Source organism: Nonomuraea sp. NPDC002799 (assembly GCF_053592075.1).
The window spans coordinates 39,526-61,275 of record NZ_JBSFVA010000008.1 but is presented as its reverse complement, the minus strand read 5'-3'; the positions used below and the strand labels follow the sequence as shown (position 1 = coordinate 61,275).

Sequence of the window (21,750 nt, the reverse complement as noted above, 5' to 3'; positions counted from 1 at the left end):
GCTTGCAAATCTGCATAGTGGAAGACTGAATAATTCCGATGTGTGCCTCGCAGGTGTAACCTGCCTGCGGATCAACTGAGCAAGGTGGTGATCATGAGCGGGAAGCGTGGCGTGACACTTCGAGCCCAATGGCTCGGCAAGCATCTCCGCGAGCTGCGCGAGAGCGCGAGCCTCACCCTCAAGGAGGCCGGCGACTACCTCCAGCGGGACGGCTCCACGGTGAGTCGCTTCGAGGCCGGGCTCTATCCGGCCCGCACCGCCGACGTCCTCGCCTTGCTCGATCTGTACGGCGTCACAGCCGTGAACCAGCGAGACGGTCTCATCCGCCTGAGCCGCGATGTCTGGCAGAACGGCTGGTGGGATGCCTACTCCGGCGACGTTTCACTCGGCATCGTGGACTACGCCTGGCTGGAGACCCGCGCAACGAAGATCAGCTCCTTCGACGCCTTGGTGATCCCCGGCCTCCTCCAGACCCGCGACTACATGGAAGCCGTCATCCGAGCCGAAGACGTGGACGCGTCCGACGAGCAGGTCGGCCGCTGGGTCGACTTCCGCCTCACCAGGCAGGCGATCCTGACCGACGACGGCCCCAACATCCTCACGATCATCGACGAGTACGCCCTGCGCCGGCCAACCGGTGGCCCAGAGATCATGCGTACTCAACTGGCCCGACTCGCGGAGTACGCCTCCTCGCCCACCATCGAAGTGCGCGTACTCCCGCTCTCCACAGGCACCCTCGCCAGCCCGGACGGCGCCTTCTGCATCTTCGAGTTGCCCGATCCCTACCCCGCCATCGCCTACGTGCCGACACCCGCAGGCTCGATCTACGTAGAAGATCAGGCTGCTGAGAGGCTTAAACTGAAGTACGACCGCATTCGCCACGATTCGCTCAGCTCGGAGAACTCGCTGAAACTGATCGAGGCGATCGCGGACAGTCTCCCCAGCACCTAGGGATGGAGCCGTCCCGGCCATGTCTGAGCCAAAGATCACCTGGCACATCAGCAGCTTCAGCGCCAATGGCGGCGGCAACTGCGTAGAAGCCGGCCCCCTCAACGACGGAACGGACCGCGTAGCCGTCCGGCACAGCAAGCTGCAAGGCGACGCGATCATCTACACAAAGGCAGAATGGCAGGCATTCCTCGCCGGAGTACGCACCGGAGAGTTCGACTTCTTCGACTGAAGTGCTGTCGATCAGATGTCGCAGGCCGCGCCTGGCCATGACGGATCCGCCGGTTTCCTCTGGCATCACAAAGCCCTCCAGTTAGGAAGTGACTGGAGGGCTTTGGTGAGTCACTTCCTTGTCCTGACTTCCCTTGGGAACGTGTTCCCTAATAATAGTTTCATACGGTGCCCAGAATAATATTCATCACAATAAGGCGATGACTATAGCCCACTTGGCTCCAGGCGGCGCCTGCACTGTGAGCCGATGCGTTTCCGATGCTTTCACGGGATAGTTATCGAGAGTCACCGTAGTGTAGCCAGCAGTACATTGGCGGGCGATATTCAGCCCATTAGTGGCCAGAATACTCAGTGTTCCCTGAGCGCCCACACAGTCCACGGCAACCTTGTAGGCGTTACCAATCCTCACCTCTTCGGTCCAGTAAGTTCGCTCTGCCCTCTTTTCTGCGTGCGAAAGGACAACCTTTCCCTTGACTTTCTTCTTCAAGTTCACCAAAGGTCGCGGCGTGAATAGAGGGCTGATGAAAGACGAAGGCGGTCGGTCGGTCTCTGCAACAGGGGGAGCCTCCCGCTCCGCCTGCCGTGCTGCCGAGCAGCCCATTGAGAGCGTTGCAACCACAATGGCACTGATTAATCTGCGCATCACACGCCTTACCTCAGTGGAACATGGTCTTCTCGATGGCCTGAGCCGCGACGTCTAGCGGAGCGGCCCGATCCCTACCTCAACGACGGATCGGATCGTGTAGCAGTCCGGCACAGCAAGCTCCAAGGCGACGAAATCGTCTACACCAAGGCGGAGTGGCAGGCGTTCCTAGCCGGGAGTACGTGCAGGCGAGTTCGACTTTTCGACTGAACTCCGCGCCTTTCGCTATAGCGCTGCTACACCAGAGAGCGGCCGGGCATGTTAATTCTCCACTGCGCTGACTCCCGTCGCGGCGCACTTCGATCCATCATCAACTATAGCGGACACTTTAGGTCCGCGGTTGTCGGCGTCACTTGTTAGTGGTGCCGTTGGTGACCGAGCGTATGATGCTGACGGTGATACTGGATATGGTCGCGATCAATATCATGCTTCACGATAAGCATGCCGATGGGCTCGCCGTTCGTCCGATCTATTACGCTGAAATCGTCCTCAACGACGATCGCTCCATACTTGAACAAGTCTCGATGATTGGGGCACAGGCACAACATGTTGGCCTTGTTGTCGGGTCCCAAATGAGGCTGTTCTAGCCCGCGAATGTGCACAGTGGCGGCAAAACGCAGGCCGCCTGGCACGGCAAGCACGGTGCCACACACCTGACAGGCATGTTCGTACACTTGCTTGAGTTCGGTCGCAAGCATTCTGTCCGCATAGACTCCGGGAGCGACCTCTTCTCGACGCCCGGGGGGAAGCTTGCGACTCAGACGGTACGCTGCGTCCTTCTTAGGCGAGCCATCATCTATCTGCTCTAGCCGGAACTGGAGCACCGTAGGCCCGTCGGCACCGCGCTTGGTCCAGTATTCGGCAACAGTAAAGAGTCCGTCGTAGCTATAGCCAGCCGGTGGCGAATATCTCTCGCTACCGCCAGATCCACGAATAACCCGTATTGGCAGACCAGTCATAATGCTCTTGATGAGAGCAGCGTTGCCCGAATCGTTCGCCGACTGATCCTTGACCTGCACGCCAGTATTAGGATCACGTCCACCATGGCCGGTGTAGATGATCACATCTCCGTAATCTTCATCATCCTTGTAGCCACCGGAAACGACGATGGACTCTGCGCCACCTCGCTCAACCGTGCCACAGATTCCCGCCTGAAGTGGTCGGTGCACGCCCGCATCGTGCAACGCCCGACGATTTTCGAAGATAGTGCCTGGCCGAATGCCCTCGATAGGTCCATAGAACTCTTTGACCTCGATGTGTTTCTGATTCTTATGTGCGCTATTACGCACCAATGCAATGTGGGCGGCAAAGTTCGACTCCCGCTTTTGCGGAATGGGGAGACCTTGTTCTTGGAGCGATGCGCGAGCATGCTTAAAGATCGTATCTATGTCCAGGAATTCAGGCTGTTCTGGAATTCCCTTACTAATGAGATGGATCAGCTCGCCAGTAAAAGCGGTATAAACGTTCAGACCGCCGAGCGCGGTCTTGTTCTCGGCCGTCGCCGTCATCACGTATGTGCCTGTGACGCGGGCACTGGCACTGTTAGCGAGACGCTCCGTTGGATCCTCGCCACCCATCAGCCCAAGCGCGAGCCCGCTGTAGCAGCAGTCAAGGATCACGATTTTACGTCGCGCACGACTTGCCCGAAGCTCATTTCGTAGGGCGTCATAAGCCACCGCGGTGTACATACGTTCTTTGTGTGAGTCGACCAGAGTGAGGTACAGGTCGCTCTCCACGGAATGCATCAATCCATGACCAGCGAAGTACACTAGAAGGGTGTCTTTAGCCTCTTCTCGAGCCTGCCACAACGGATCCATCATTGCGTCTACCGAGGTGGGGTTATGGACAACCGTGCAGTGCTCTGCCGGCAAGCCCCACAGGTCAGATCGCTGCAGAAGCCCACTCAGCGCCTGTAGGTTGTTTTCAACTGCAGGGAGAGAACCAAGGTAACTGTACTTACTCGTGCCAATCAGAACAGCACGCGACGTCAATGGGTCGGGGAGATTCACCCGTGATCCTTCATAGCCTTGAGAATCTGGACAATGAGCTCCGACTCTGCCTCAGACACCACGACGACAGTCCCCCCACGTTCAATGGTCACCTGTGGACGATGACGCCGCGTTCCACGCCACTGCGATAGTGTCTCGATGAATGCCGGCCATTGCAATCCGCTTGTCATAACCAAGGCAATGAGATCGAGCGTGTCACCCATCTCGCCGGGCTCTGGATCCTTCGACTGCAGACGCACGTCCATATAGTCAAGAGCGTCGAGGTCCCTCATCAGCCAGTCGTAGAGCGACCGAAGTTCCTGTTCGGCGAAATCTCCACTTATGCGAAGTTTGACCGTTTCGTCCACTACATTCACCACCAATCAGCTGCGAATCCGTGTTGAGGATGCTACCGCCACCCTCCCCGTATAGACGTCCAAACGCGGGGAAACCGGTCAGTTCGCGCGCTCTTCCGCTCTCAGCATTCGCCGCACCCTCAATCGTGCACACACAGGAACGCGAAGGGAAGATCGATCCACGACGGTTTCCATACCCGATGTCCAGGCAATACGCAGTTTGAATTCGCAGAGTCGCTCGTGGGTTTGCCGAGGCGTCCAGAGTGAGCCCGGCTCGAGCCAAACAGCCGTTGAGCGGTGGGGCGGTACTGGATCCTTTCAGTTCACGTCCGAAGATCCGGACCCGTCTGGCAGGTCGGCGACAACAAAGTCGACCCGTGGAGCGTTCTGATCCGGGACCAGATCCCTCAGTCGGCTTGTCCCAGCGTGGTGACAGCTGGATGAAGGGGATCAACGACGCTTATATCTCACAGAAGAGGCTTCTGATCCTCGAAGGAGCACATTCTTGGCAGCTTGGGTCATCTTGCCCATCACCTGGGCGTGCGGACGATGCCATGCAGCACGCGAGCGTCTGCGCCCGCGATGGAGGCGCGGCTGGTCATGACGGCGGCATGCGGCTTCGCCTTCCTTGGTGAGTCGGCGGAGTGCGGGATCCTGCTCCAACCTGAACACCCCCCGGACGCGATCCGAGCGCTTGGGCGATTGGGTCCTGGCGCATGTCTTGATCGTGGCTCGGGTGCGCGTCAAGGGACTGCCGGGGTGTGGTCATCGTTGGCTATAGACCTGTGAACGGGAACGGGCTCCCGGTAGCTGAGGCGTTGTCAGCAGCTCAGCGGCCTCATGAGGTCGGCGGTCTGGATCGGATCGATCGACCAGCCGACTACGCCCCGAGCCAGACGCCCAGCACTACGCAGCAGTACACCTTGCCCTCGCTGGTCAGGTGCTCGCTGATGTCGGTAATCCACAACTGAGCAGCCCCGGTCCGGGTAAACGCCCGCTCGACCAGGTCGGCGGTGATCCGGTCGGGCTTGGCGCGCCGCCAAGATGGGCCGCCCGCTATCAGCCAATCAGCCTGGCCTGCCAGATCGCACATGGCAGGGCGGACCTTGACGGCCATGACGAGGAGGCAAAGCGTTCCCGCTCTAGGGGCGCAGTGACTGTATATCCAGCCCCTAGCCCTCAAACCGCGCAAATCACCTTATAATCGGCCTCAGCCCTCAAGATCATCTCAACCTATCTCCCGCCCGAGGGGCTTCGGACGGGATCCAGAGATCGAGAAGGGACCTGACGTATGGCTTACTGGTGGGTAAATCAGCGTCATTCATTTCATCAGGAGCTAGAGGCTGGGATCCTCTGGGCACCTACCCTAACTCAGTCTGGTAGACGCCAATCACACTGGGAAACAATGGTGGAGGTGCATCCAGGTGACACAGTCATCCACTATGCCGACTTTCAAGTGCAAGCGCTCAGTCTCGCGACAACCAGCGCGATCCCCGCGCGACGCCCGCGAGATATCCCCGGCCTCTGGACTGGGGACGGCAGACTCGTGCGGTCCATCTACCGAAAGGCATCGAAGGAAATTCCACTAGCAGCCATTCCTCAGTCCTGGCGCACCATCCAGTCGCCGAATTGGCCGTTCAACCGCAAAGGTGGCGTGAACCAAGGTTATCTATTTCAGATAGACGATGCCTTTTTCGAGCGGTTTATGGAGCGCTTTGGTCATCTGTTTCCAGACACCCCCGTCGTGCTACCGGCTGAAGCGAGTGACAGCGCCACCGACTTGCTACGACGGTTACTTGGTCACGACATCCCGACGCTTCATGGAAGCAGCAATCGCATCATCGATGTGCAGCCTCTGCATGTCCTCGTGGTAACCGAAGACTCGCCGAACGGACAACGGGTGCCAATCGCTGACGTGGAGACTGCACTCGCAACTCTCAGGACTGCAGGTCGCGTGCAGTTTCCTCCGACCGAGGTGGGATACCGTAGTATCTTCGTTGGAGCCGTCCTTCTCACTCTTCCGGGAGTTGAGTCGGTAGGTGGGACACCGCCGGTCATCGCCGTACGCCCTCTTACAGACTCTGATGCGTCTGCAGAGTCTCAAAAGACACTCACTTACGAGGGCGATCTGAGTCGTCCAGTGACTGCAGCGCAGCGCCGCGAACAATCCGCCTTGCGTCAGCTTCTATTCGGCGCTGCCACTATTGCAACATGTGCTCTCTGTGGTGAGACTTATCCTGTCCGCTTCCTGATTGCCGCGCATATTAAGATGCGAAGCTTATGCAGCGACGAAGAACGCCGCGATCTAGCCAATATCGCGATGCCTGCATGTCAGTTTGGATGTGATGCCCTCTATGAAGCAGGCTATATATCCGTTGATCAGTACGGTGATATTATATCCTCCACAGTAGAGGCAAACGGTGTGCTTGCTGATCGACTTGCAAGCCTCGCAGGGCGCCCGTGCTCTTCGTTCTCGGAAAGTAGTCGCCGCTACTTCGAGTGGCATTTATCGACGCGATTTCGTGGCTGATGCTGGGTGGCTTAGTGCCCGCAGGCGTGCGGGTAAGGGCCAGCTTTGAGGTCCCGAAGCCCAGACACCTGCATTGATGTGCGCGATGGTGTCTGGTGGCCGGTCGACTGTATCTCCCCGACTGGCCCAGTAGATCGCTCTACACTTGCGATCGTGGACTGGATCGAGCGGGTCGCAGAGGTCCGGCGTTGGATCGGGGTTCGATCGGATCCTCCGGAGCGAGACTCAATGAACTGCTGTCCGACCTCCCCCCGGTGGGAGATGAAAACCTTCACCGTGACCATTGCCGGTCCCGAACGATTCGATGGGGAGGAGCCCTACACCTGGGTGGTGGTGGCACCCGACATGACGAGCGCCATGAACAAGGCCCTGGCCCACCATGCGCTCTCGCAAGCGCGGCGACTGTGCGACCTGGAAATCGATCCTCTGCACACGTTCGAGGGCCTTCCTCCTGAGAACTGCGCCTACCACTGGAACGACCTACGCCCTGCTCTCGACGCAGACGGAAGCTGATGGACGATCCGCAAGGGCTTCTGCTCGAAGCAAGGACGTGTCCGACCCGCAGCATGGAGGCGGGGGCAGTCTCAGCGTTGTAAGCCTGGGATTTGCACCTCAGCAGCGGTCGGAGCCAGCCTCGGGCGTGCCGCCGCGCAGGCAGCCGTCGAGGTCGTCGCCCAGCGGGCCGGCCTGGCCTGAACATGCTGCTGCCTCGCACAGCCCTCAGGGCAGCAGCATGCGCGGCGGCAGGCTACGGCCGCCCGACGCTGGTGTAAGTGAAGCCGAGAGCGCGCATCGCGGCCGGGTCCAAGAGGTTCCGGCCGTCATAGAGCACCGGCCGCCGCATCACCGAGGCGGCGTGTGCCCAGTCGACCTCTTTGAGCTGCGGCCACTCCGTGACCAGGATCGCCGCGTCCGCGCCGTCCAGCGCCAGCTCCGGAGTCGCGTGACGGCTCGTCGACGTCCACGGTTCCTGGTCGCCCAGGGCCGCCATCGGGTCCCAGCCGCGCACCTCGGCGCCCTCCGCCAGCAGTCGAGCCGCCAGCACCGTGCTCGGCGCCTCCCGCATATCGTCGGTCCCCGGCTTGAACGTCAGCCCGAGCAGAGCCACCCGAGCACCCGAAAGCGTGCCGAGTTCGTCCTTGAGCTTCTGGATCGCCCGGCGCTTCTGCAGGTTGTTGACCTCGATCACGGCCGACAGCAGTTGCAGGTGGTAGCCGCTGTTGCTGGCCAGTTGCCGCAGCGCCTCGGAGTCCTTCGGGAAGCAGGAGCCGCCCCAGCCGATGCCCGGGCGGAGGAAGTGGCTGCCGAGACGGTGATCCATGCCAACCGCACGGGCAACCTCCTCGACATCGGCACCGGTCTTCTCGCACAGCGTGGCGATCTCATTGATGAAACTGATCTTCGTGGCGAGCAGAGCGTTCGACGCCAGCTTCACCATCTCAGCGGACCGCACGTCCATCACCACGACGGGCCCGTCCACACCCTCATGCAGCTCCGAGATCAGGCGGGCCGTCGCCTCATCCGACGTGCCGATGACAACGCGATCCGGATGCAGGAAATCGTGGACCGCCCTTCCCTCAGCGGTGAACTCCGGGTTCGAGGCATACCCCACATGTTCGAGGCCGGCCTCATCCAGTACGGCCCGTACCCGTGCGCCTGTGCCCACCGGCACGGTGGACTTCACCACCACCGCACGTAGCTCAGCCGCCTCCTCCAGCGACTTCACCACCGACCACACTCGCGACAGGTCCGCGTCGCCGGACGCCGTCGGCGGCGTGTCCACGCACACGTACGCGATCTCGGCGCCCTCCAGCGCCTCCTGAGCATCCAGGGTGAAGGACAACCGCTCCTTGTTCCGGACGATCATGTCGCCCAGTCCAGGCTCGTAAATCGGCACATCGCCGGACTTGAGCAGCCGGACCTTCTCCGGCGCGATGTCCCGGACCACCACCCGGTGGCCGAGCTCGGCCAAGCAGCCGGCGGTCACCAGACCGATGTATCCCGCACCGAACACAGCCACCTGCCGTCGTTCCGGCTTGCTCACCATGGCTGACCATCCATTCTCACGCGGTCGATCCTCACGCCGAGCCACCACGTGGGTAGATCAGCGTCGAAGCCTGCAAAGGATGCCCCACCATAGCCCGTCACGCACCCAGCCCCTGACGCTGAAGGCCGAGGCCGGCATTTACCCGCGATATGCGATCGACTTAGTGGTTCTGCTGGCGAGTAGCAGCAGCGCGTTCGCTGGTCACGTAAGACAGCTCTCGGAGGCGGATCAGGCGGCGGGGTGATGGTCGTTGAGGCGGTCGAGGGCGGCGGCGGTGGTCTCGTCGGCGGCGAGGTAGACGACCAGTTGCTGCTCATCGGGGTCGGGCAGCTCCAGGCTCTCGTACGCCAGCCGCAGCTCCCCCACCTCCGGATGCGCCCACCGCTCGACCCCGGTGCGCGCGGGCAGGGCGGCGGAGGACTCGAACCGGTCGCGGAAGCGGGCGCCGGCGGTGATCGTCAGCTCCTCGGCGAGCAGCGCCGCGTGCGGGTCGCCGAGCGCGGCCGCGGCCCGCAGTGCGGCGGCCCGCTCGCCGGCGACCGCGTCCCAGTCGGGGTGGGCATCGTGCACCCGCGGGTCGGTGAATGCGTACCGGATCAGGTTCGGCGGCTCGGCCTCCAGCAGCCCGGTCGGGCCGGCGAGCCGCGCGAACCCGGCCGTCCACGCGAGCAGGTCGCCGGGTCGGTTGGCGACCAGCGCCGGCGCGGGCTCGAGCCGGTCCAGCAGCGCCTGCACGGTCGGGCGGACCGTCCGGGCCCGCGTTGTGGCGGCCCCGTCGCACGCGCCGCCGCCGGTGGTCTTCGCCAGCCGGTGCAGGTGGATCCGCTCGTCACGGGCCAGGCCCAACGTCTCCGCGAGCGCGTCGAGCACCTGGGCGGACGGGCTGCGGTCGCGCCCCTGCTCCAACCGGGTGAGGTAATCCACGCTGACGCCGGCGAGCGTGGCCAGCTCAGCCCGGCGCAGCCCGGGTGTGCGGCGCCGGTTCCCGTTCGGGAGCCCGACTGCGGCCGGCGGGACGGCCTCCCGGTGCGCGCGTAGAAACGCGCCCAGCTCTGTCTCCGTCATCAACCGCGAGTGTAATCGCGGCGAGCCTGGCCCTGCCAGGGCTAGGAAAACCGCAGCCTCCCCGGACCCGCCCAGTGCCGGGACACTCGTGGGCATGAGCACCTTCACCGACGGTGAGAGCGCTTCCTGACGAGACAGATCTCAAGGAGGAGGCCCATGATCCAGATTGCGATCATCTTGGGCAGCACCCGCCCCGGGCGCCGCGTAGAGGACGTGGCCCGGTGGGTCGCCGAGGCCGCCGGCCGGCATCCCGCTGTCAAGGCCGGAGAGGCCGGCCTCGAACTCGTCGACATAGCCGACTACAAGCTGCCCTTGCTGGATGAGCCCGCGCCCGCAGTCATCGGTTCCTACCAGCATGCGCACACCAAGCGGTGGGCGGCCACGATCGGCAGGTTCGACGGGTTCGTGTTCGTCACCCCGGAGTACAACAGCGCCATCCCCGCCGCGCTGAAGAATGCCATCGACTATCTCTACGCCGAATGGAACGACAAGGCAGCCGGGATCGTCAGCTACGGCGTCTACGGCGGCACCCGCGCCGCCGAACAACTACGGCAGACCATGGGTGAGCTCCAAATCGCCGACGTCCACGCCCAAGTCGCGATCAACCCGTACGTCGACTTCGACTTCACCGACTCCCAGGCCGGCGTCTGTGCCCCCGGCGAACGCCAGGAAGCCGCCCTGACCCTGATGCTGGATGAAGTCCTCGCCTGGTCCCAAGCCCTCCGAGTGCTGCGGGATCCCACCACGAGCGCCGGTGTCCACTCCGGGCCGACCTGATCCACGCACCTCCCCGACACACCGAGAAGGACCCCAGAATGAAAGTAGCGGTATACAGCGATATCGCGTGCCCGTGGTGCCGCCTCGGCACGCACCAGTTCCACCGCGCGGTGGCCGCGGCCGGTGCGGAGCCGGACGTCGAACTCGTCCATCGTCCGTACCAGCTCCTTCCCGACGCCCCCGAGGAGCCCCGGCCACTGATGGACACGGTGGTCGAGATGTTCGGTCCGCAACAAGCCGAGGCGATGCTCACGGAGATGGCACGGATCGGTGCCGGTGAAGGAGTCGATTACCACTTCGACCGTGCGGTGGCGGTCAACACCATGACCGCGCACCGGCTGCGGTGGCTCGCCCTGCACGAGCACGGTGCCAAGGTGCAGGCCACGCTGGCGACCGCCCTCTTCGACGCGTACTTCCGTGACGGCGTGAACATCGCCGACCACACGCGGCTCACCGAGCTGGCCGAGCGGGTCGGCTTGGATGGCGGCCGGGTGCGGACCTTTCTCGCCTCCGAGGAGGGGAGTGCCGAGGTACGTGAGCAAGTGGCCGCAGCGCTGCGGGAAGGCGTCACCACCGTGCCGAGATTCGTCTTCGGCGACGGCACGCTGATCGTCGGTGTGACCAGCACCGAGGCGCTCGGCGACGCCCTCCGCCAGGCCGGCGGCGCCGGTGAGGCGGCGGTCTCAGCGTTGTAAGCCTTTGGTCAGGCGGGTTGCGAGGGCCGGCGGCAGGGTCGGGAGGGCGGCTCGGATGTGTTTCGTGCCGAGGTCGCCGAAGCGGTGTTTGAGGGCGAGCTGGGCGGCTCGGCCTTGGACGGCGTAGGAGTCGTGGCCGAAGGCCATCACCAGGGCGGGAGCCAGGTCGTCGGCGAGGGCAGGCGATCTCCGTACGATCTCGTCGAACCAGCTCAGACCGGCCCGCACCAGCTTGACCTCCGCCCGGAACAACAACCCGGACAGAGCGTCGGCGAGGTCGGCGACGTCAGAGTCGGGAACGACGATGCGGCGGAGGTGATCAAGGGCGAGTTGGGCCACCGGACCGGGGGCGGACGGCAGCAGGCGCAGGTAGTCGCGAAGGTACGGCACCACCTCCGCGTCCGACGGTTCGAGGACTTCGTGCAGGCGGACGAAGAAGCGGAGGTCCTGGGCCGTGCCACCACGGAGGAACCGGCGCATGCAGCCGTCCAACAGGAGCTGACGATCACCCCACGTGTCCAGCGCTGTGAGCCAGCCCGTGGAGTGGGTGACGCGCTCGTGCTGGAGCACGCGTCCGACCCCCTCCGCCTCGAAGAAGCGCGGCAGAAGCGCCGGCCAGAGCGGGTCCGCGTGCGTGGCGGTGCCGCTCGTCACCCAGGCCACCACCAGGGGATCGTGCTGGGGCGGCTCGACGCCGGTGTGCCGGAGCAGCGCGAGGGCGAGGGGCGTGCCGGGGTCGCGCGGAGGGCGGAGTCTGGTGGCCAGGCGTACGGCCAGGTCGGCCTGCCAGGCGGCGGGCCGGTGGCCGAGGAGGCGGATCATCGGGGCCGGCTCGCCGAAGCCGCCCTCCGGCTCATACCGGCGAAGGATCAGGAGATCACGGCGGTTCAGCCAGGACACCACGGCGGTGACCGGGCCGAGGGTGCCCGCTCCGGTCAGGCGCAGCTGCTCGCGCCACCGCTCCCAGGGCTGGGTCGGCAGGTCTACCCAGTCGTCGTCCGCCCAGCGCGACTGCTGGGAGTCGGCGTGGTCGCGCAGGACGGGGATGTGCTCGCGCAACTCGGCGGCGACGGCCTTGCGCTCGCCGGGGTCCAGGGCGATCAGCCGGTCCACGAGATCGTCGGCGTCGCCCGCGTCGATGAGGCGGCGGATCTCGTCCCAGGCGGTCATATCAGAGCTTCCTCTCAGAGGGGCCGACCCTCTGACAAGGGACTGTAGAGATCGACTCTGACAGAAAAAATCCTGACAACTCATGTGACTGAAGTTACGTATGTGGTGTTTGAGACGTGGGATTCGGGTTACTACCCACGTGATGAGTCTTTGGGAGTACGTCGAGGATCGGTGGGATCTCATCGTCTTCGAGACGGTGCAGCACGCCAGCATGGTCGCCCAATGCGTCCTGGTGGCGGCGATCATCGGCGTGCTCGCGGGCGTGGCCACCTACCGCCACCCCCGCTCGGCGGCCCTGGCCACGGCGAGCGCGGGCGTGTTGTTCACGATCCCGTCGCTGGCCATGCTCGGCCTGCTCATCCCGCCGCTCGGCCTCGGAGTGGCGCCGAGCGTGACGGCCATCGTGCTGTACGCGCTGCTCCCCATCATCCGCAACACCGTCGTCGGCCTGCGCGGCGTCGACCCCATGCTGGTCGACGCCGCCAAGGGCATCGGGATGAGCCGGGCCAGGGCCCTGACCAGGATCGAGTTGCCGCTGGCCTGGCCGGTGATCCTCACCGGCGTCCGGGTGTCCACGCAGCTCGCGATGGGCATCGGCGCCGTGGCCGCCTACGTCTCGGGGCCGGGGCTGGGTGAGCAGATCTTCTCCGGCCTGGCCAGGCTGGGCGGCGCGAACGCGGTGAACGCCACGCTGACGGGCACGATCGGGGTGGCGATCCTGGCGCTGATCTTCGACGGGTTCTTCGTGCTGCTCGGCCGGTTCACGATTCCAGGGGGCGTACGTGGGTGACGAGCCTCAGCATGGGGTGCCGATCGAGCTGCGGAAGGTGACCAAGAGGTTCCCCGGCGTCGCCGAGGCGGCCGTACAGGAGCTTGATCTCGACATTCCGGCCGGTGAGATCGTGGTGCTGCTCGGCCCGTCCGGGTGCGGCAAGACGACCACCATGCGCATGATCAACCGGCTGATCGAGCCGACCTCGGGCGACATCCGGATCGGCGACCAGAACTCCCGCGACATCGACCCCGACCGCCTCAGGCGCAACATCGGGTACGTGATCCAGCAGGCCGGCCTGTTCCCGCACATGACCGTCGCCGCGAACGTCGCCCAGGTTCCCAAGCTGCTCGGCTGGGACAAGCGGCGCATCGCCGATCGGGTGGACGAGATGCTCACGCTCGTCGGGCTGGACCCGGGCCTCTTCCGCGACAGCTATCCGCGGCGCCTGTCCGGCGGCCAGCAACAGCGGGTCGGGGTCGCCAGGGCGCTGGCCGCCGATCCCCCGGTGCTGCTCATGGACGAGCCGTTCGGCGCGCTCGACCCCATCAGCCGCGAGCGTCTGCAGGACGAGCTGCTGCGCCTCCAGGACGACCTCGCCAAGACGATCGTGTTCGTCACCCATGACGTCGACGAGGCGCTCAAGATCGGCGATCACATCGCGATCATGCAGCGGCCCGGGCACGTCGTGCAGTACGCCACCCCGGCCGAGATCCTCACGAACCCGGCGGACGAGCACGTCGAGCAGTTCCTCGGCGCCGGGTCGTCGATGCGCCTGCTGCGGCTGACCAAGGTGGGCGACATCGAGCTGGACCGGGTGCCGTTCGCCTCCGAGGACGCCGACGCGGGAGAGCTGCGCGAGGAGATCGAGCGGGACGGGCGCGGGAGCGCGCTGATCTTCGACGAGATGCGGCGGCCGCTGCGCTGGGTGTCGGCCGACGACCTGGCGGGCCGCGACGGGCCGGTGGGGACGGCGGGCACGCTCGTGGGCGACACGATCGGGCACCGGGCGACGTTGCAGGATGCCCTGGAGAAACTGCTGAACGCCGAGCACGACATCGTCCCGGTGGTGGGCCGGCGGCAGGCGTACACGGGGGCGTTGTCGCTGGCCACCGTGCAGAACGCGATCCAGTCGATCAAAATCAGGGAACGCGAACGCCGCGTCAGGCGCGAGGCCCGCGGGTGAGCGTCGACACCGCGGCCGCCAAGGAGGCCACGCGGCCGGAGCCGAGCATCGGGCGCTCCTGGCACGTGCTGTTCCCTCCGCTCTGCTATCTCGCCGTCGCCGTCGCCATGATCATCTATACGCAGACCGTCAAGCTGGACAGCATCGAACAGGGCTCGCTCAACCTCCCCTTCATCCTGCGGCGCATCCTGGAGCACATCCAGCTGGTCTTCGTCTCGACCGTCCTGGTCCTGGCGATCGCGCTGCCGCTCGGCGTCCTGCTCACCAGGGGCGCGCTGCGCAAGGCGACCCCGTTCGTCCTGGTGCTGGTCAACCTGGGGCAGGCCACCCCGGCGGTGGGCCTGGTCGTGTTGCTGGCGGTGCTGTTCGAGATCGGGTTCTGGACGGCGGTGGCGGCGCTGTCGGCCTACAGCCTGCTGCCCACGCTGCGCAACACGATGGTCGGCCTCGAACAGATCGATCCGCGGCTGGTCGACGCCGGGCGCGGCATCGGCATGTCGGCCGCGCGGGTGCTGTTCAAGGTGGAGCTGCCGATCGCGGCGCCGGTGATCCTGTCGGGCATCAGGACCACCCTCGTGCTGAACGTGGGCACGGCCGGCATCGCGGCGTTCATCGGCGCGGGCGGGCTGGGGGATCTCATCACCACCGGGGTGAGCACGCAGCGCAACCTGGTGCTGATCACCGGCTGCGTGCTGATCGCCGTGCTGGCCCTGATCCTCGACTGGCTGGGCGGGCTCGCGCAGCGGCTCCTCTCGCCGAAGGGGCTGACGACGTGAGACACTTCGCCGCCCTGTTGCTGCTGGTGGTGGCCGGGTGCGGGCTGCGGCCGGCGTCGTCGTACGTGCCGCCGGTGGAGCCGGGCAGCATCCGGCCGCTGCCCTCTCTGGAGGGCACGCCGGTGCGAGTGACGTCGAAGGAGTTCACCGAGCAGCTCATCCTGGGCAAGATCGCGGTGCTCGCCCTCGCCGCCGCCGGCGCCGACGTGACCGACCAGACGAACGTCCAGGGCAGCGTGAACGCCCGCCGCTCGCTGGTCCGCGGCGACGCCGACCTGATGTGGGAGTACACCGGCACCGGCTGGATCACCTACCTCGGCCGGCCGAAGCCCATCCCCGACCCGATCAAGCAGTACGAAGCCGTCCGCGACCTCGACCTCCAGCGCAACGGCATCGTCTGGCTGCCGCCCGCGCCCCTGAACAACAGCTACTCGATCGGCGTCACCCGCGCCACGGCCACCGAATACGGCATGAAGACGATCTCCGACATGACGAAGATCCCGGTGGGCCGGCGCACGTACTGCGTCGACCACGAGACCTTCGGCCGCGACGACGGCTTCCTCGGCATGCTGAAGGGCTACGGCCTCAAGTACGGCACCGACGTGCCCGCCGGGAACGTGCGCCGCGTCTCGACGGGGGTGCTCTACGACGCGCTCGCGAGCGGCCAGTGCGCCATGGCGATGGTGACGACCACCGACGGCCGGGTCAAGGCGCTCGACCTGGTGCTGCTGGAAGACGACAAACACTTCTTCCCCAGCTACAACGCGGCCGTGACGATGCGGCGGCAGCTCGCCGACGCGCATCCGGAGATCGCGGCGATCTTCGCGCCCATCAGCGCCAAGCTGACCGACGACGTGATGCGCTCGCTGAACGCCAAGGTGGACGTGGACGGCGGCGTGCCGGTCCTGGTCGCCCGCGACTGGCTGCGCTCACAGGGCTTCGTGGGCTAAACCCCCCTGAGTCGGGCTAAGCCCCCTGAGTCGGGCTAAGACCCCTGGAGTCGGGCTAAGCCCCCTGGAAAGAGGCCAGGATCCGCAGATAGTGCGGGTTGTACATCAGGCCCAGGACGTTGCCCCACGGGTCGATCACGGAGGCGGTGATGAAGCCGTCGCCCCGGTCGCGCGGCGCGTCGTGCTGCTTCGCCCCCATGGCCACGAGCTTGCCGAGGACCTCGGGAACGTCGTCCACGTGCCAGAACACCACGGCTCCGGCCGGCCCGCCGATCGTGCCGGGGTCCGGGGTCATGGCCAGCTCGCTCCCGGCGTAGGAGCTGTTGATGAAGCCGACCTCGTGCTGGTAGTCGCCGATGCGCCACTCCATGTAGGCGGGGTTGTCCATGTACGGCGGGATGCCGAACAGCTCGGTGTACCAGCGCTTGGTGGCCTCGAAGTCGGGCGAGTAGAAGGAGACGGTGGTGAGTCCTCGTAGCATGTCCGGTTCCTCTCTTGCGGGCTGATGTGACCATCCTCCCGGGCAAAGTGCTCACCAATTGAGCACTTTACGCACAGGGTCGAAAAGTGATCAGGTTTGACGATCGCCCTCAGCGGTACGAGTCCTCTCAGGGGGACTATGAAGAAGATCGCCGCTGTCGCAGGACTCGTGGTGATGGGCACGTTCGGCGTGGCCGCCGCCTCTGGGGACGGGATCGACCAGCACGAAGTGAGCCAGGAGCAATACGACACCCTGATCGCCCAGTGCCGTTACGCCGACACCGGCCCCGCCAAGTGCCGTGCGACGGTCAAGGAGCTGTACCGCGTCGGCCGAACCGACCGTTCACTCGACTGCCGCACCTACTCCGGCACGTCCGTCTGCGGCACGCTCAAGCTGAGCAAGGCCGAGCGGGCGTGCGTCCGCGACTCCACCGAGAAGGGGTTGGCGTTCCGCCGCGCCGAAGTGGAGTGCTACACACTGACCTGAGGAGCTGGGGTCGTGATCATCGCTGGGGTGGACGGCTCGCGTACGGGCCTGGAAACGGCCGCCTGGGCCGCCACCGAAGCGGCGCTGCGCCATACGGCGCTGACCGTGGCGCACGTCGTGCCCAAATGGGTGTGCGAGCAGCAGCCCGGGGGCCACTACGCCGAGGTCGGCCGGTGGATGCGCGAAGGCGCGGACACCGTGCTCGCCGCCGCCCACGACCGGGCCCGCCGCGAGCAGCCGGACCTGCCCATCGAGACCCTGCTGCTGCCCGGCGACCCCCGATCGGCCCTGCTCCAGGCGGCCGAGGGGGCCGAGCTCCTGGTCGTGGGCAGTCGCGGGGTCGGCGGCGTGCGCGGGCTGCTGGTCGGGTCCGTCGCGCACGGGGTGGCGGCGCACGGCACCATCGACGTCGTCCTGGTCCGCTATCCGCCCCAAATGCCGCGTGGTGAGGTGGTCGCCGGGGTCGACGGCTCGCCGGGGAGCATGCTGGCCCTCGACTTCGCCTTCGCCGAGGCCGAGCTGCGCGGCGCGCGCGTACGAGCCGTGCAGGCGTGGGCCTGGCCGCGGGCCGGCGGCTTCGAGCCGGCCGACCGCGCGAGCGAGCAGGACGCGCTGCGCACGCTGAAGGAGTCGCTGGCCCCGCACCATGACCGCCATCCTGCGGTCGACGTGATCGCCGAGGTCGTGCACGGCCATCCCATCGAGGTGCTGAAGGACGCGGCGGCGCACGCCGACCTGCTGGTGGTCGGCTCGCGCGGGCACGGCCAGCTCACCGGGATGCTCATCGGCTCGATCAGCCAGGGCCTGCTGCACCACGCGCCTGGCCCCTTGGCCGTGATCCGGCGCTAGCGTCGGCCGTTCATCCGACATTTCGGCTTTTGCGGTCGAGCCCTTTCCGGAGCGATTCCCCAAGGTCCCGTCCATGCGCGGCTGCTGCGCGAATAGAACGGTGGCGAGCCGCTGAGGCGCCTTCACCTGCGGGGACGTGACACAACCATGGAACAGGTCATTCATGTGGGTATGGTCGGCGACCGCATGCTGATCGAGGGTTTCCAGGCCTGGGCGGCCAGGATGGGCGGGCTGCGGTTCGTGGCCCAGGCGCGGACGGTCGGCGAGCTGCTCGGCGACAATCCCGGTTCCCTGCCTGACGTGACCGTGCTGGACCTTTTCCTGCCCGACCACTCGGCTCCCGACACGAACGTCCGCCGCCTCGTCGGCACCGGTCACCGGGTCGTCGTCTACGGCGCGGCGGCGGACTCCGCGCGCATGGCCTCGGCGCTGCTGGCCGGCGCGCACGGCTACGTCCACCGGGACCAGGACCTGAACGCCCTCGCGGCCGCGATCCGCGCGGTCGCCACCGGCGAGGCCGTCTGTCCCCGGCAGTTCCTGGCCACGATCTCGCTCCCGTGCCGCCCGCGGTTGTCCGACCGCGAGCACGCCGTGCTCCTCGCCTACGGCTCGGGAATGACGCTCAAGGCCGTCGCCAGCCACATCGGCATCAGCATCGCCACCGCCAAGACGTACCTGGAGCGGGTCAAGGCCAAGTACGAGCAGGCCGGGCGGCCCGCGTACACGAAGCTCGAACTGGCCGCGCGGCTGCGCGAGGACGATCCCGCCGAGCAGCTCTACTGAGACGGAGAGGAACCCCCCGTGAACGAGCAGGAGTACCGCGAACGTATGCGCGACCGTCTGGTCGACTACCTCAGGCTGCGCGACGAGCTCGGCGACGAGAAGGCGCGCGAGACGCTGCTGGCCCGCTACGTCGAGCTGCAGGAGCAGCGGATGGGGCCGCTGATCAGGAGCCGGAGTCTGGCCGGCGGGTTCGGCATGGTCGTGGGGGCCTTCGCGGAGCTGGGCGTGCGGATCGACATCGTGGACGTCTCCGCCGACGGCGTCGACGCGGCCGTCGAGGTGCTCTCGACCTGCGAGTGCCGGGCCGCGTGCCAGGCCGCGGGCGTGGCCGAGCCGCTGTCGGTGTTGTGCGAGCTGGACAACGAGGCGACGCGCCGGGCGTTCCCCGAGCTGACCGTCGAGGTGACCCACCAGCAGGCGCGTGGCGCGTACGCGTGCCTGTTCAGATATTCACGCGGTAAGTGAGCGAGCGGGTGGGGCGGGAGATCTCCCGTCCCACCCGCGAATGTCACCTTCTAGACGCCGGGCAGCGACGGGTCCGCGCTCATGCCTCGCGTGCACGCACCACCGTCAGCGCTGAGCCCGGGGTAGCCGCCGTGAATCTGGTCGAGCTCCTCATCGCTCAACTCGACCTCGGCCTCATGCGGGTTCGTGAGCTTTTCCATGCCGATCACCTCCTTCCAGTGTGGGATCGACCTGGGCGGCGACGAGCGAGGTGTACCGGCCGCCGAGCGCGAGCAACTGCGGGTGGGTGCCTGATTCGGCCGGGTGGCCGTGGTCCAGCAGGATGATCTGGTCGGCGTCCCGTACGGTGCTCAGCCGGTGCGCGATGACGATCTGCGTGCAGCGCAGCGCGCGCAGGTTGGCGTGCACCCTGGCCTCGGTGACGGCGTCCAGATGGCTGGTCGCCTCGTCGAGCAGCAGCACGGCCGGTCGCCGGACGAGCGCCCTGGCCAGCGCCAGCCGTTGCCGCTGGCCGCCCGACAGGCCGGCGCCGCGTTCGGCCAGGCGGGTGTCGTAGCCCCGGGGCAGTGCGGCGATCTCGTCGTGCAGCGCGGCGACGCGCGCGGCGGCCACCACGTCCTCGCGGGGGATCGAGGGGTCGTGGAAGGCGATGTTGTCGTGGATGGTGCCGCTGAACAGGTACGGCTCCTGGAGCACGGCGCCGATCGCGCCGCGCGGCACCCGGGGGTCGAGGTCGGGCAGCGGGGTTCCGTCGATCGTGATGACGCCGGCCTGCGGCTGGTGGAGCCCGAGGACCAGCAGCGCCAGCGTGGTCTTGCCGGCGCCGGTGGCGCCCACCAGGGCGACCCGCTCCCCCGGCTCGATCCGCAACGACGCCTCCCGCAGGGCGGGCGGCCCGTCGGGGTCGTAGCGGAAGGTGACGCCGGCCAGCTCGATCGCGCCGCGGACCGGCGGATGCGCGGGCGGCGGCGCGGCGGGGAACTCCGGCTCGGACTCCAGCACGTCGGCCAGCCGCTGGAGGTAGGCGCCGGCGAGCTGGAGCCGCTGCCCGCTGGCGACCAGCACCGACAGCGGCGCGACGACCGAGGCCGCCATCCAGGTGACCGCGATCAGCGTGCCGGGCGACATGTCCCCGGCCAGTACGCGCGCCGTGCCCAGCCAGAGCACGGCCAGCGGGGTGAGCACGCGCAGCGAGCCGACCGCCGACTCGACGGCCGCGCCGGTGTGCCCGCGCCGCATCGTGGTCCGCATCCAGGCGAGGAACAACCCCGTCCAGCGGTCGAGGGCACGCTCCTCGGCGGCCGACGCCTTGACGGTCTCGATGCCCTGGAGGATCTCGATCAGGTGGCCCTGCTCCTGGGCGTGGGTGGTGATGTCGGCGGCCATGCGCTCACGTACGAGCTGGGCGGTCCGTACGAGCAGGGCGAGCTGCACGGCGACGACGGCGAGCACGCCGAGCGCGGTCGTCACGTCGATCGTGAACAACACCGCGACGTAGGCCAGCACGGTCGCCGCGTCCAGGATCGAGCCGAGCGTCTGCCCGGTGAGCTGCTCGCGCAACAGCACGATGCCGCCCATCCTGGCCACGATGTCGCCAGTGCTGCGCTGCTGGAAGTAGCGCAGCGGCAGCCGCAGCAGATGGGCGCAGAAGTCCAGCATGGCCTGGGTGTCCAGCCGGCCTTGCAGGTAGAGGACGAGGGCCGAGCGCAGGTACGCGGTGACGAGCTGCGCCGCCGCGACCACCGCGATGCCCGCCCCCACCAGCCCGAGCAGGCCGGGGTCGCGCAGCGCGGGGCTGTCGTCCACGACCACGCGCACGGCCAGCGGCATCGCCAGGCCGAGGAGCTGGATGAGCAGCGAGGCCAGCAACACCTGCGCGAGCAGCCACCGCACGCCCCGCACGCGCAGCAGCCTGCCGACGTACGTGCGCCAGTACGGCGCCTGCGTGGTCCTGGCCCGCACGAAGTCCGGCCCCGGCACGAGCTGGAGGGCGACGGAGCCGAGCCCGTCGGCGAACTCCGCATGCGTCAGCCGCCGCCGCCCGGTCTGCGGATCGGCCACCCGGACGTGCCGGCGGCCGATCCGCTCGACCACCACGTAGTGATCGCCCGACCAGTGCGCGATGGCGGGCAACACGATCGTGCGCATCAGCTCGGGCGAGGCGCGGTAGCCGGTGGCCGTCATGCCGAGCGCCCGCGCGGCCTTGACCAGCGTGCCGGCACTGGCGCCGGCCCGGCCGGGGCGGCAGCGGTCGCGCAGCTCCCTGATGGAGGTGTGGTGGCCGTGGTGACCGAGGACCATCGCCAGGCAGGCGATCCCGCACTCGACACGGGTGTTCTGGAACAACATCCTCATCGCAGAGCCGCCGCGACCACGAGCCACAGGGTGCCGCCCAGAACCGCCAGGGCCAGCCACATCAGCCGCCGCGCGGGCGGCCGGAGCGGCCAGGGGAACATCTCGGGCACACGCTTCGGGTCCACCATGCCTGAAGGCTGACAGTCGCCGCACTCACTGTCATGCCAGCAAAAAAGCCGACATGACGTGCGGGTGTT

The 21,750-nt window shown here is 66.6% G+C and carries 25 protein-coding genes and 1 pseudogene; 15 read left to right on the top strand and 11 right to left on the bottom strand.

Annotated features, from left to right (window positions below; translation table 11 throughout):
- Positions 1–93 precede the first annotated feature (93 nt).
- Together ACWD0F_RS17290 and ACWD0F_RS17285 are read left to right on the top strand one after the other, a co-directional pair.
- Entirely contained in the window at positions 94–951 is an 858-nt protein-coding gene (locus ACWD0F_RS17290; RefSeq protein WP_449876830.1) for a helix-turn-helix domain-containing protein, read from the top strand.
- A 19-nt stretch (positions 952–970) separates the two neighbouring features.
- Positions 971–1,180, top strand: a complete 210-nt coding sequence (locus ACWD0F_RS17285; protein ID WP_449876435.1) for a DUF397 domain-containing protein — start codon at positions 971–973, stop codon at positions 1,178–1,180.
- Between the two features lie 186 nt (positions 1,181–1,366).
- On the opposite strand, the gene ACWD0F_RS17280 is transcribed toward ACWD0F_RS17285, so the two are convergent.
- Positions 1,367–1,666: a hypothetical protein gene (locus ACWD0F_RS17280; RefSeq protein ID WP_449876433.1), complete on the bottom strand. Its 300-nt coding sequence runs from the start codon at positions 1,664–1,666 to the stop codon at positions 1,367–1,369.
- Between the two features lie 234 nt (positions 1,667–1,900).
- Here ACWD0F_RS17280 and ACWD0F_RS17275 point away from each other — a divergent pair.
- Positions 1,901–2,087 (top strand): annotated as a pseudogene (locus tag ACWD0F_RS17275) (DUF397 domain-containing protein); the annotation flags it as partial.
- 91 nt (positions 2,088–2,178) lie between these two features.
- Here the strand turns inward: ACWD0F_RS17275 and ACWD0F_RS17270 are convergent.
- The 3 genes from ACWD0F_RS17270 to ACWD0F_RS17260 form a co-directional block, all read right to left on the bottom strand.
- The gene (locus ACWD0F_RS17270; RefSeq protein ID WP_449876431.1) at positions 2,179–3,831 is read right to left on the bottom strand and encodes a caspase, EACC1-associated type; all 1,653 of its coding nucleotides are present in this window, start codon (positions 3,829–3,831) and stop codon (positions 2,179–2,181) included.
- Complete coding sequence (locus ACWD0F_RS17265; RefSeq protein ID WP_449876429.1) at positions 3,828–4,178, bottom strand: effector-associated constant component EACC1; 351 nt, start codon at positions 4,176–4,178, stop codon at positions 3,828–3,830. The genes ACWD0F_RS17270 and ACWD0F_RS17265 overlap by 4 nt, the downstream gene beginning before the upstream one ends.
- Before the next feature lie 868 nt (positions 4,179–5,046).
- Positions 5,047–5,283, bottom strand: coding sequence for a hypothetical protein (locus ACWD0F_RS17260; protein ID WP_449876428.1), 237 nt, complete (start codon positions 5,281–5,283; stop codon positions 5,047–5,049).
- A 429-nt stretch (positions 5,284–5,712) separates the two neighbouring features.
- Here ACWD0F_RS17260 and ACWD0F_RS17255 point away from each other — a divergent pair, with 429 nt between their 5' ends.
- Together ACWD0F_RS17255 and ACWD0F_RS17250 are read left to right on the top strand one after the other, a co-directional pair.
- Positions 5,713–6,696 (top strand): hypothetical protein, encoded by a 984-nt coding sequence (locus ACWD0F_RS17255; protein WP_449876426.1) that lies wholly within the window; start codon positions 5,713–5,715, stop codon positions 6,694–6,696.
- Between the two features lie 153 nt (positions 6,697–6,849).
- Positions 6,850–7,209 carry a hypothetical protein gene (locus ACWD0F_RS17250; RefSeq protein ID WP_449876425.1) on the top strand — a complete coding sequence of 120 codons (360 nt, stop codon included), beginning with the start codon at positions 6,850–6,852 and terminating at the stop codon, positions 7,207–7,209.
- Between the two features lie 235 nt (positions 7,210–7,444).
- Here ACWD0F_RS17250 and ACWD0F_RS17245 read toward each other — a convergent pair whose 3' ends face one another.
- Positions 7,445–8,743 carry a UDP-glucose dehydrogenase family protein gene (locus ACWD0F_RS17245; protein ID WP_449876423.1) on the bottom strand — a complete coding sequence of 433 codons (1,299 nt, stop codon included), beginning with the start codon at positions 8,741–8,743 and terminating at the stop codon, positions 7,445–7,447.
- 228 nt (positions 8,744–8,971) lie between these two features.
- The gene (locus ACWD0F_RS17240) at positions 8,972–9,808 is read right to left on the bottom strand and encodes a helix-turn-helix transcriptional regulator (protein ID WP_449876422.1); all 837 of its coding nucleotides are present in this window, start codon (positions 9,806–9,808) and stop codon (positions 8,972–8,974) included.
- Between the two features lie 156 nt (positions 9,809–9,964).
- On the opposite strand from ACWD0F_RS17240, the gene ACWD0F_RS17235 reads away from it, so the two are divergent.
- Both ACWD0F_RS17235 and ACWD0F_RS17230 read left to right on the top strand, forming a co-directional pair.
- Entirely contained in the window at positions 9,965–10,585 is a 621-nt protein-coding gene (locus tag ACWD0F_RS17235; RefSeq protein ID WP_449876420.1) for an NADPH-dependent FMN reductase, read from the top strand.
- 38 nt (positions 10,586–10,623) lie between these two features.
- Complete coding sequence (locus ACWD0F_RS17230; RefSeq protein WP_449876418.1) at positions 10,624–11,280, top strand: DsbA family oxidoreductase; 657 nt, start codon at positions 10,624–10,626, stop codon at positions 11,278–11,280.
- Here the strand turns inward: ACWD0F_RS17230 and ACWD0F_RS17225 are convergent.
- Positions 11,269–12,450 carry a hypothetical protein gene (locus tag ACWD0F_RS17225; RefSeq protein ID WP_449876416.1) on the bottom strand — a complete coding sequence of 394 codons (1,182 nt, stop codon included), beginning with the start codon at positions 12,448–12,450 and terminating at the stop codon, positions 11,269–11,271. The genes ACWD0F_RS17230 and ACWD0F_RS17225 overlap by 12 nt on opposite strands.
- A gap of 142 nt (positions 12,451–12,592) precedes the next feature.
- Between ACWD0F_RS17225 and ACWD0F_RS17220 the strand changes: the two genes are divergently transcribed.
- Genes ACWD0F_RS17220 through ACWD0F_RS17205 form a run of 4 tightly spaced genes read left to right on the top strand, consistent with a single transcriptional unit; the run spans position 12,593 to position 16,134 of the window.
- On the top strand, positions 12,593–13,240 hold the full coding sequence (locus ACWD0F_RS17220; protein ID WP_449876415.1) for an ABC transporter permease: 648 nt from the start codon (positions 12,593–12,595) through the stop codon (positions 13,238–13,240).
- Positions 13,233–14,408, top strand: a complete 1,176-nt coding sequence (locus tag ACWD0F_RS17215) for an ABC transporter ATP-binding protein (RefSeq protein WP_449876413.1) — start codon at positions 13,233–13,235, stop codon at positions 14,406–14,408. Before ACWD0F_RS17220 ends, ACWD0F_RS17215 begins: the two co-directional genes overlap by 8 nt.
- A complete protein-coding gene (locus ACWD0F_RS17210; RefSeq protein ID WP_449876411.1) occupies positions 14,405–15,184 on the top strand; it encodes an ABC transporter permease in 780 nt (259 codons plus the stop codon). The genes ACWD0F_RS17215 and ACWD0F_RS17210 overlap by 4 nt, the downstream gene beginning before the upstream one ends.
- Positions 15,181–16,134 (top strand): glycine betaine ABC transporter substrate-binding protein, encoded by a 954-nt coding sequence (locus ACWD0F_RS17205; protein WP_449876409.1) that lies wholly within the window; start codon positions 15,181–15,183, stop codon positions 16,132–16,134. The genes ACWD0F_RS17210 and ACWD0F_RS17205 overlap by 4 nt, the downstream gene beginning before the upstream one ends.
- 55 nt (positions 16,135–16,189) lie before the next feature.
- Here the strand turns inward: ACWD0F_RS17205 and ACWD0F_RS17200 are convergent, their stop codons facing one another.
- On the bottom strand, positions 16,190–16,615 hold the full coding sequence (locus ACWD0F_RS17200) for a VOC family protein (RefSeq protein ID WP_449876407.1): 426 nt from the start codon (positions 16,613–16,615) through the stop codon (positions 16,190–16,192).
- Positions 16,616–16,753: 138 nt separating this feature from the next.
- Here ACWD0F_RS17200 and ACWD0F_RS17195 point away from each other — a divergent pair, with 138 nt between their 5' ends.
- The 4 genes from ACWD0F_RS17195 to ACWD0F_RS17180 all read left to right on the top strand — a co-directional run bounded on the left by ACWD0F_RS17195 (position 16,754) and on the right by ACWD0F_RS17180 (position 19,198).
- Positions 16,754–17,101: a hypothetical protein gene (locus tag ACWD0F_RS17195; protein WP_449876405.1), complete on the top strand. Its 348-nt coding sequence runs from the start codon at positions 16,754–16,756 to the stop codon at positions 17,099–17,101.
- Between the two features lie 12 nt (positions 17,102–17,113).
- Positions 17,114–17,950, top strand: a complete 837-nt coding sequence (locus tag ACWD0F_RS17190; protein WP_449876403.1) for a universal stress protein — start codon at positions 17,114–17,116, stop codon at positions 17,948–17,950.
- A gap of 186 nt (positions 17,951–18,136) precedes the next feature.
- Entirely contained in the window at positions 18,137–18,733 is a 597-nt protein-coding gene (locus ACWD0F_RS17185) for a LuxR C-terminal-related transcriptional regulator (RefSeq protein WP_449876401.1), read from the top strand.
- Positions 18,734–18,751: 18 nt separating this feature from the next.
- Complete coding sequence (locus ACWD0F_RS17180) at positions 18,752–19,198, top strand: L-2-amino-thiazoline-4-carboxylic acid hydrolase (protein ID WP_449876399.1); 447 nt, start codon at positions 18,752–18,754, stop codon at positions 19,196–19,198.
- A gap of 50 nt (positions 19,199–19,248) precedes the next feature.
- Here ACWD0F_RS17180 and ACWD0F_RS17175 read toward each other — a convergent pair whose 3' ends face one another.
- From ACWD0F_RS17175 to ACWD0F_RS17165, 3 genes are read right to left on the bottom strand one after another with little or no spacing between them, the layout of a single operon-like run.
- The gene (locus ACWD0F_RS17175) at positions 19,249–19,398 is read right to left on the bottom strand and encodes a hypothetical protein (RefSeq protein WP_449876397.1); all 150 of its coding nucleotides are present in this window, start codon (positions 19,396–19,398) and stop codon (positions 19,249–19,251) included.
- Positions 19,373–21,553, bottom strand: coding sequence for a peptidase domain-containing ABC transporter (locus ACWD0F_RS17170; protein ID WP_449876396.1), 2,181 nt, complete (start codon positions 21,551–21,553; stop codon positions 19,373–19,375). The genes ACWD0F_RS17175 and ACWD0F_RS17170 overlap by 26 nt, the downstream gene beginning before the upstream one ends.
- Positions 21,550–21,681, bottom strand: coding sequence for a hypothetical protein (locus ACWD0F_RS17165; RefSeq protein ID WP_449876395.1), 132 nt, complete (start codon positions 21,679–21,681; stop codon positions 21,550–21,552). Before ACWD0F_RS17165 ends, ACWD0F_RS17170 begins: the two co-directional genes overlap by 4 nt.
- Positions 21,682–21,750: the final 69 nt, after the last annotated feature.